The organism is Albidovulum sp. (assembly GCF_049646345.1).
Lineage (GTDB): Bacteria > Pseudomonadota > Alphaproteobacteria > Rhodobacterales > Rhodobacteraceae > Albidovulum.
The window spans coordinates 1-7,890 of the sequence record NZ_JBARVQ010000075.1; the positions used below are offsets into that span (position 1 = coordinate 1).

At 64.2% G+C, this 7,890-nt stretch carries 9 protein-coding genes and 1 tRNA gene; 6 read left to right on the top strand and 4 right to left on the bottom strand.

Annotated elements, in window-relative coordinates; translation table 11 throughout:
• The first annotated feature begins 67 nt into the window (after positions 1–67).
• The 6 genes from argS to WBB85_RS01895 all read left to right on the top strand — a co-directional run bounded on the left by argS (position 68) and on the right by WBB85_RS01895 (position 5,513).
• On the top strand, positions 68–1,810 hold the full coding sequence (gene argS / locus WBB85_RS01870; protein ID WP_432636929.1) for an arginine--tRNA ligase: 1,743 nt from the start codon (positions 68–70) through the stop codon (positions 1,808–1,810).
• A 75-nt stretch (positions 1,811–1,885) separates the two neighbouring features.
• Positions 1,886–2,830: an SPOR domain-containing protein gene (locus WBB85_RS01875; protein WP_432636923.1), complete on the top strand. Its 945-nt coding sequence runs from the start codon at positions 1,886–1,888 to the stop codon at positions 2,828–2,830.
• Positions 2,827–3,846, top strand: coding sequence for a glycoside hydrolase family 3 N-terminal domain-containing protein (locus tag WBB85_RS01880; RefSeq protein WP_432636930.1), 1,020 nt, complete (start codon positions 2,827–2,829; stop codon positions 3,844–3,846). Before WBB85_RS01875 ends, WBB85_RS01880 begins: the two co-directional genes overlap by 4 nt.
• The gene (locus WBB85_RS01885; RefSeq protein WP_432636924.1) at positions 3,839–4,627 is read left to right on the top strand and encodes a segregation and condensation protein A; all 789 of its coding nucleotides are present in this window, start codon (positions 3,839–3,841) and stop codon (positions 4,625–4,627) included. Before WBB85_RS01880 ends, WBB85_RS01885 begins: the two co-directional genes overlap by 8 nt.
• A gap of 83 nt (positions 4,628–4,710) precedes the next feature.
• A complete protein-coding gene (gene scpB, locus WBB85_RS01890) occupies positions 4,711–5,289 on the top strand; it encodes an SMC-Scp complex subunit ScpB (protein ID WP_432636931.1) in 579 nt (192 codons plus the stop codon).
• 11 nt (positions 5,290–5,300) lie between these two features.
• A complete protein-coding gene (locus tag WBB85_RS01895) occupies positions 5,301–5,513 on the top strand; it encodes a hypothetical protein (RefSeq protein WP_432636925.1) in 213 nt (70 codons plus the stop codon).
• Between the two features lie 58 nt (positions 5,514–5,571).
• Here WBB85_RS01895 and WBB85_RS01900 read toward each other — a convergent pair whose 3' ends face one another.
• The 4 genes from WBB85_RS01900 to ihfA all read right to left on the bottom strand — a co-directional run bounded on the left by WBB85_RS01900 (position 5,572) and on the right by ihfA (position 7,863).
• The gene (locus tag WBB85_RS01900) at positions 5,572–6,654 is read right to left on the bottom strand and encodes a 2'-deoxycytidine 5'-triphosphate deaminase (RefSeq protein WP_432636926.1); all 1,083 of its coding nucleotides are present in this window, start codon (positions 6,652–6,654) and stop codon (positions 5,572–5,574) included.
• Between the two features lie 57 nt (positions 6,655–6,711).
• Positions 6,712–6,789 (bottom strand) — tRNA-Pro (locus tag WBB85_RS01905).
• 89 nt (positions 6,790–6,878) lie between these two features.
• Positions 6,879–7,550 (bottom strand): MerR family transcriptional regulator, encoded by a 672-nt coding sequence (locus WBB85_RS01910; RefSeq protein ID WP_432636928.1) that lies wholly within the window; start codon positions 7,548–7,550, stop codon positions 6,879–6,881.
• Between the two features lie 10 nt (positions 7,551–7,560).
• A complete protein-coding gene (gene ihfA / locus WBB85_RS01915) occupies positions 7,561–7,863 on the bottom strand; it encodes an integration host factor subunit alpha (protein ID WP_432636932.1) in 303 nt (100 codons plus the stop codon).
• Positions 7,864–7,890 lie beyond the last annotated feature (27 nt).

Sequence of the window (7,890 nt, forward strand, 5' to 3'; positions counted from 1 at the left end):
AACCCCGCCCGGCATTGACGCCGCACCCGGCCTCTGGCATGGCAACCGCGATGGAAGGACCAGACCCATGAACCTTTTCGCCGATATCCGTGCGCTCGTCATCGACAGCCTGAATGCCATGGTTGCGTCGGGCGATCTGCCCGAAGGTCTCGACATGGCCAATGTCGCGGTCGAGCCGCCGCGCGATGCCGCGCATGGCGATATGGCGACGAATGCTGCGATGGTGCTGGCCAAACCGGCAGGTCTTCCCCCGCGTGCGATCGCGGAAAAGCTGGCGGCCCGGCTTGGCGCCGATGACCGCATCACCAGTGCTGAAGTGGCCGGGCCCGGTTTCCTCAACCTGCGCCTTGCGCCCGCTCTCTGGCAGGGCGTGGTCAAGGCGGCTTTGGGATCTGGCCGGGATTTCGGCCGCTCCGATATGGGCAAGGGCATCAAGGTGAATGTCGAGTTTGTCTCGGCCAACCCCACCGGCCCGATGCATGTCGGCCATACGCGCGGTGCTGTCTTCGGTGATGCGCTGGCCGCCCTTCTCGATTTCGCGGGCCATCAGGTTACGCGCGAATACTATATCAATGACGCCGGTGCACAGGTCGATGTGCTGGCCCGGTCCGCCTATGAGCGCTACCGCGAGGCCAATGGCCTCTCGCCCGAGATCGCCGAGGGGCTCTATCCCGGCGACTACCTGATCCCGGTCGGCGAAGCGCTGAAGGAAAAATACGGGGCCGCGCTGCTCGACAAACCCGAAAGCGTCTGGCTGGCCGATATCCGTGAATTCGCGACCGAAGCGATGTTGCGGATGATCCAGGACGATCTGGCGCTTCTTGGCGTCAGAATGGATGTGTTTTCCTCGGAAAAGACCGTCACCGCTTCGGGCCGGATCGAAGAGGCGATCGAGACATTGCGTGGTTTGGGCCTGATCTATGACGGCACGCTGGAACCCCCGAAGGGCAAGCTGCCCGAGGATTGGGAGGAGCGCGAGCAGACCCTCTTCCGCTCGACAGCCCATGGCGACGATGTCGACCGGCCGGTGAAGAAATCGGACGGGTCCTGGACCTATTTCGCCCCCGACATCGCCTATCACTGGGACAAGGTGCATCGCGGTTTTGACCAGCTCATCAACGTCTTTGGCGCTGATCACGGCGGCTACGTCAAACGGCTGAAGGCGGTGGTCTCGGCGCTCTCGAACGGGCGGGTGCCTTTGGACATCAAGCTGACCCAGCTTGTGAAACTCTACAAGAACGGCGTGCCCTTCAAGATGTCGAAGCGGGCCGGGACCTTTGTCACGCTGCGCGATGTTGTCGAACAGGCCGGCGCCGATGTAACCCGTTTCGTGATGCTGACGCGCAAGAACGACGCGCCCTTGGATTTCGATTTCGACAAGGTACTGGAACAGTCGAAGGACAATCCTGTTTTTTACGTGCAATACGCCCATGCGCGGGTCTCATCGGTGATCCGCAAGGCGGGTGAGGCGGGGATCGCCGTCGACGATGCGACGCTGAATGCTGCCGACCTTACGCAGCTTTCGCATGAGGCCGAGATCGGGCTCGCGAAAAAGATCGCCGAATGGCCGCGTCTGGTCGAGATCGCCGCGCGCGGCCATGAGCCGCATCGGGTAGCGTTCTACCTCTATGAGCTCGCCTCCGACCTTCACGCCCACTGGAACCGGGGCAATGAAGAGACCGGATTGCGCTTCATTCAGGACGATGCCGCCGTCAGCCAGGCCAAAATTGCCCTTGCACGGGCCGCAGGCGTTGTTATTTCCGCCGGTCTTGGTATCCTTGGCGTAACCCCTGCGGAAGAAATGCGCTGAAAACAGGCGCCACGCCGGGGCTGAAGCAGGCAAGACACCGGACCCGGACGGGTTCCGGGGTGAGCGAGGCAGAGCATGGCGGATTGGGATTTCGACGAATTCGACGGCTATGACCGGCGTGACCCGGTTGATGGCGGCGGGCGAGGTGCGCGTTTTCAGACGCTGGTGAATGGCGCGGGGGCGATGACCTCGGCCGCGCTGATCGTTGGTCTGGGCGTCTGGGCCTATAACCTTGCTGTGCGTGACGTGCGCGGCATCCCGGTTATCGAAGCGCTGGAAGGTCCGGCACGGGCCGCGCCTGAGAACCCCGGAGGGGAGCTGGCGCTACATCAGGGACTGGCCGTCAATGAGATTGCCGCGGATGGCACGGCGGGCGACCCTGCCGACCGTCTGACACTGGCACCGCGCGCCGAATCGCTTGACGACAGCGATCAGGCGATGGGCGAACTTGCCGGTTGGTCCGCTGCGCCGGCCACCTCTGTGCCGGGTGCGGTGATCCCCGCGCCCGACTTTACCGGGGCCCCTCTGGCCGAACCCCTGCCCGATGGTCCTGCCGATCCAATCGCCGATCCGCTATCGGCCCCTGCGGCGAGTATCGCGGTGGATGTCATCTCTGCCGATATTCCCGGTGTGTCACGCTCACCCCGTCCGGTTCCGAGGCCCGCGCAGGCGGTAGAGGTCGACCTGATGGCCGAAGCCGCCGCAGCGGCGGTCGCCGCCGCTCTTGCGCCGTCCCTGCCCGTCGATGTTGCGGTCAGCGCGCTTGGCGAGGGGGCCCAGCTTGCGCATATAGGCTCTTACGCCGACCAAGCGACGGCGCGGCTGGAATGGGACAAGACCGCCGCACGTTTCGGCGCGCTCATGGATGGCAAGCGCCGGGTGATCGAACCGGCAGACAGCGGCGGAGAAACCTTTTACCGGCTGCGGGTCGAAGGGTTCGACGATCTTGAAGATGCGCGACGCTTCTGCGCCGCGCTCAAAGCCGAGAACAGCGAGTGCGTCCCGGCCGTGGTGCGCTGATGACGCGCGCCACATCAGCGACGATTCTTGGCCCCTCGGGCCCGGTTCTGGACGCGGGTGAGGCCGCGTTTTTCCGCGAAGCAGACCCGTTCGGCTTCATTCTCTTTGCGCGCAATGTCGAAACCCCTGATCAGTTGCGCCGGTTGACAGGCGATCTGCGGGCTGCGGTGGGTCGGGATGCGCCGGTGCTGGTCGATCAGGAAGGCGGACGGGTGCAACGGCTGCGGGCACCGCATTGGCGCGAATGGTTGCCGCCGCTCGATCAGATGGCATGCACGGGTGGGCCCGATCAGGCGCGCGCTTTATGGCTGCGCTACCGGCTTGTCGCGCACGAACTGCGCGCCGTTGGTATCGACGCCGACTGCGCCCCGACAGGCGATATCGCCGGGCCAGACACCCATCCCTTCCTGCGCAACCGGTGTTTTGGCCAGGATGCGGCGACGGTGGTGGCCGCCGCGCGGGCCTGCGCCGATGGCCTGATTGCCGGGGGCGTCCTGCCGGTGATGAAGCACCTGCCGGGCCACGGTCGCGCCGTTGTGGACAGCCATCTGCACCTGCCGCGCGTCACCGCCCCGCTGGATGAGCTGGATAAAACCGATTTCGCCCCCTTCGCGGCGCTGACCGATCTGCCGATGGCCATGACCGCCCATATCGTCTTCGACGCCATCGACCCCGCGCGTCCGGCAACCGCGTCGCCCGAGGTGATCCGGCTCATCCGCGACAGGATCGGGTTCGATGGCCTTCTGATGACCGACGATCTGTCGATGGAGGCGTTGTCAGGCTCGCTCGGCGACCGCGCCGCTGCGGGTATCGCGGCAGGTTGCGATATCGCGCTCTACTGCAAGGGCGTGCGGGCGGAAGCGGAAGAGGTCGTGGCTGCCGCAGGCCGGATGAGCGATGCCGCGGCCCGGCGGGCCGAAACCGCGCTTGCCGCCCGGATTACGCCTGACAGCATTGACACCGCCCTTCTGGAGGCCGAATTTGAGGCGCTTCTGAAGGGACAGGCGCATGGCTGACAGCCAGGAATTCGAAGAAGACACACAATCGGTCACAGAACGGCTGGCGGCCGAGGCGCTGATTGTCGATGTCGAAGGGTTCGAGGGGCCGCTCGACCTTCTCCTGATGTTGTCGCGCACCCAGAAGGTGGATCTGCGCAAGATCTCGGTTCTGAAACTGGCAGAGCAATATCTGGTCTTTGTCGAGAAGGCCAAGGTGCTTCGGATCGAACTGGCGGCGGATTACCTCGTCATGGCCGCCTGGCTCGCCTTCCTGAAATCCCGCCTGCTGCTGCCGCCCGATCCGGCGGATGAAGGCCCCTCGGGTGAGGAGCTGGCAGCCCATCTGGCGTTCCAGCTGGAACGGCTGCAGGCGATGCGCGAGGCGGCGGCCCGGCTCATGGGGCGCGACCAGAAGGGCCGGGATTTCTTCGTGCGGGGCATCCCCGAAGATGTCATGCGGGTGCGCAAGGTCCACTATTCGGCGACACTGCTCGACCTCATGCAGGCCTATGCCCGTATCCGCACCCGGGACGAGTTCCGTCCCTATGCGATGGACCGCGAGCATGTCTTCACCATGGAACAGGCGCTGGAGCGCATGCGCGGCCTGATCGGCTTTGCGGGTGACTGGACCGACATTTCAGTATATCTGCCGGATGGCTGGACGGCCGACCCGGCGCGGCGGCGGTCTGCCACCGCCTCGACTTTCGCCGCCTCGCTTGAGCTTGCCAAACAAGGGCGGATCGAATTGAAACAAACGGATACATTCGCGCCGATCGCCATCAGACGGAAAGAAACGTGACCGAAACCGACGCCCCAGATGCAGACGGCAAGCCTGCCGAAAAGAGCCTGTTCGAGGCGCCGCCCATCGCCGAGCAGGAGCGGATGGTTGAGGCGATCCTCTTTGCTTCGGCCGATCCGGTGACGGTAGGCGAGCTGGAGGCGCGGATGCCGCATGGGGCGGACCCGGCCGAGGCGCTGGTGCATCTGCGGAAGCGCTATGAGGGCAGGGGGGTGCGCGTGGTCAAGGTGGGCGACGCCTGGGCGATGCGGACGGCACCCGATCTGGGCTTCCTCATGCAGAAGGAAACGACCGAAACCCGCAAGCTCAGCCGCGCGGCGATCGAGACGCTGGCGATTATCGCATATCACCAGCCCGCGACCCGGGCCGAGATCGAGGAGATCCGCGGCGTGGCGGTCAGCCGCGGCACGGTGGATCAGCTGCTGGAACTGGAATGGATCCGCTTCGGGCGGCGAAGGATGACGCCGGGGCGGCCTGTGACCTATGTGGTCACGCAGAGTTTTCTCGATCATTTCGGCCTTGAATCTGCGCGCGATCTGCCGGGGCTGAAAGAGCTTCGCGCCGCAGGGCTGCTCGATAGCCGCGCCTTGCCGGGGGCGGCCACGGTGAGTGATGATGAGGGCGAGGATCAGGCCGGACAAAGCGAATTGTTCGAGGATTGAGGGGAAGATCGATGAATGCCCAGCGGCTGATCACCATGATCATAAATACTGTCACCCGGCGGCTGATCAATCTCGGGATCAACAAGGGCATCGATCTTGCGTCCCGCAAGGGCAAGCCCAGGGATCAGATGACGGCAGAGGATCGCAAACAGGCGAAAAATGCCCGTGAGATCGCCAAGCGCGCGCGACAGGCCGCAAAAATCACCCGACGGCTGGGGCGGTAGTTACAATTTTTCTTCGAAAAATTGCCGATTTTTCGGAGAAAAATCGTACTTTGTCCGCTCAGGTGCTACGGAAATGCTTCGACAGTTTCAGGCCCTGACCCTGATAGTTTGAGGCGATGCCTGCGCCGTAAATCCGTTCCGGTACATCTGCCATGCGTTCATAGACCAGTCGCCCGACCACCTGCCCATGTTCCAGCACGAACGGCGCCTCGTGGCAGCGGACCTCAAGCACGCCGCGTGATCCGGCGCCACCGGCCTCGGCCCAACCAAAGCCAGGATCGAAAAAGCCCGCATAATGCACCCGGAACTCGCCCACCATGGCCAGATAGGGCGCCATTTCGGCGGCGCAATCGGGCGGAATCGCGATCGCTTCACGGCTGACGAGGATGTAGAAGGCCCCGGGATCAAGGATGATCCAGCCGGTATCGGTGCGCACCTCTTCCCAGAATTCCGCCGGGTCGTAATGGCCAAGCTTCGACAGGTCGATGACCCCTGTATGGGGTTTTGCGCGGTAGCCTACGAGAGTGCTGCCCTCCGGTTTCAGGTCGACCGAAAAGCCGAGCCCGCCCGAGATCACCGCCTCACCCGACACGATCGGGGTCTTCGCGTGGATTGCCCTGAGCGCCTCATCACCGATCAGCGTATGACCGCGCCGGAAGATGATCTGGTTCAGCATCTGCCCGGCTGTGGCGATGACCGAAAAGCTCTGCGGGCAGATCTCGACATAGAGGCGGCCCTGATAGCCTGCCTGCACACGGTCGAATTCGGTGCCGTGATCGGTGATGATCCGGGTCAGAAGGTCGAGCCTGCCGATGGAGGATTTGGCACTGGCGGCCCCGGCAATGTCCGCAGGCAAGGCAAGGCTTTCCATCAGCGGCACGACATAGACGCAGCCTTTTTCCAGCACCGCACCCGCCTGAAGATCGATGCGGTGCATCTCGAATTCCGCCAGCCGCTCCTCGACCGTGCGGCCTTTGCCCGCAAGGAAGGAGGCGCGGACCCGGTATGCGGTGGCCCCAAGGCGCAGATCGAGGCTCGCAGGCTGGATCTGGGCGTCGAGGACGGGTACATCGGCCACGATCTGGCCGCCATTCACCATCGCGCGGATGGCGCTGTCGGCGAGCACTCCGGTTCCTGTCATCTGGCCCCTCCGGATAAGCGAACGCCCACCCCGGCAAGGGGGTGGGCGTTTCGGTGTTGGTCGGGCCGGCGAGATTCGAACTCGCGACCTTCCGCCCCCCAGACGGACGCGCTAACCAGGCTGCGCCACGGCCCGACGGAGCGGTGTATAGGCTGATTGCGGGGGTAGGGGCAAGCGACAAAACACAGATGTTGGCGGCGTTCAGACCGATCCATGTGAATGTGTCAGCCGCGCGAGGGCGCGTCGCCTTGCGCCAGCCGCTCTCGGAGGTCGATCAGCCGCAGATAGACAGCGTGAAGTTCGGATTTCTTGTCGCGAATGCGCAGCGCATCCATTGCCCTCAGCATCGCAGCTGCCGGGGGGCGCTGCGGTTTCGGCTCGGGTGTGGTCGCAGGCTCGGGCGGGGTGAACGCGTGGACATTGTCCGGCTGACCAAGGGGCAGGGTCGGTGCATCGACCTGCATCGGGGCTTCGACGGTGCTTTCCACGGCGTTACGGCCGCTGTCGTCAGGATCTGGCCGCAAGCGGTCATCGCTTTCAGCAACATCAGGGCTGGGGGCTGCGGGCCGTTCCGTGGCCTTCACGGCCTTGGATGCCGCATCCGGTTCGCCCGAAGTGCTCAGGTCCACCATGGACAGGCCCGCGACATGACGGATGCCCTGTTCCTTGAGGATCTTCTGAACCCCCCGGATCGTCAGCCCGTCGATATGCAGCAGCTTCTTGATACCACCCAGAAGGGCCAAGTCGTTCGGCCGGTAATAGCGTCGTCCGCCCGCCCGCTTGACGGGCCGGACCTGCGAAAAACGGCTTTCCCAGAAGCGCAGCACATGGGCTGGCGTGTCGAGAAGCTCGGAGACTTCGCTGATGGTGCGGAAGGCCTCGGCCGATTTCGCCATTGCGGGGGCCTCAGCCCTTGTTGCCGTCGGCCACGCGATCTTTCATCAGATGCGAGGGGCGGAAGGTCAGAACCCGGCGCGGATGGATCGGAACCTCATCACCGGTCTTGGGGTTGCGGCCAACGCGGGCCGCCTTGTCGCGCACGGAAAAGGTGCCGAAGGACGAGATCTTGACCGTCTCGCCCTTCACCAGAGCGTCCGACATGTGCTGCAACACGCCTTCAACCAACTGAGCGGATTCATTGCGGGAAAGCCCCACTTCGCGGAATACCGCCTCGCTCAGATCCAGGCGTGTCAAGGTCTTATCACTCATCATGTCCCCCGTTGCAGGCCACCACAC

Bases quoted from the DNA above. Each gene is read 5' to 3' on its own strand.
- WBB85_RS01895 (WP_432636925.1), top strand. From the start codon at position 5,301: ATGAATGCCCAGCGGCTGATCACCATGATCATAAATACTGTCACCCGG.
- WBB85_RS01910 (WP_432636928.1), bottom strand. From the start codon at position 7,550: ATGGCGAAATCGGCCGAGGCCTTCCGCACCATCAGCGAAGTCTCCGAG.
- WBB85_RS01885 (WP_432636924.1), top strand. From the start codon at position 3,839: ATGGCTGACAGCCAGGAATTCGAAGAAGACACACAATCGGTCACAGAA.
- argS (WP_432636929.1), top strand. From the start codon at position 68: ATGAACCTTTTCGCCGATATCCGTGCGCTCGTCATCGACAGCCTGAAT.
- WBB85_RS01875 (WP_432636923.1), top strand. From the start codon at position 1,886: ATGGCGGATTGGGATTTCGACGAATTCGACGGCTATGACCGGCGTGAC.
- scpB (WP_432636931.1), top strand. From the start codon at position 4,711: ATGGTTGAGGCGATCCTCTTTGCTTCGGCCGATCCGGTGACGGTAGGC.
- WBB85_RS01900 (WP_432636926.1), bottom strand. From the start codon at position 6,654: ATGACAGGAACCGGAGTGCTCGCCGACAGCGCCATCCGCGCGATGGTG.
- ihfA (WP_432636932.1), bottom strand. From the start codon at position 7,863: ATGAGTGATAAGACCTTGACACGCCTGGATCTGAGCGAGGCGGTATTC.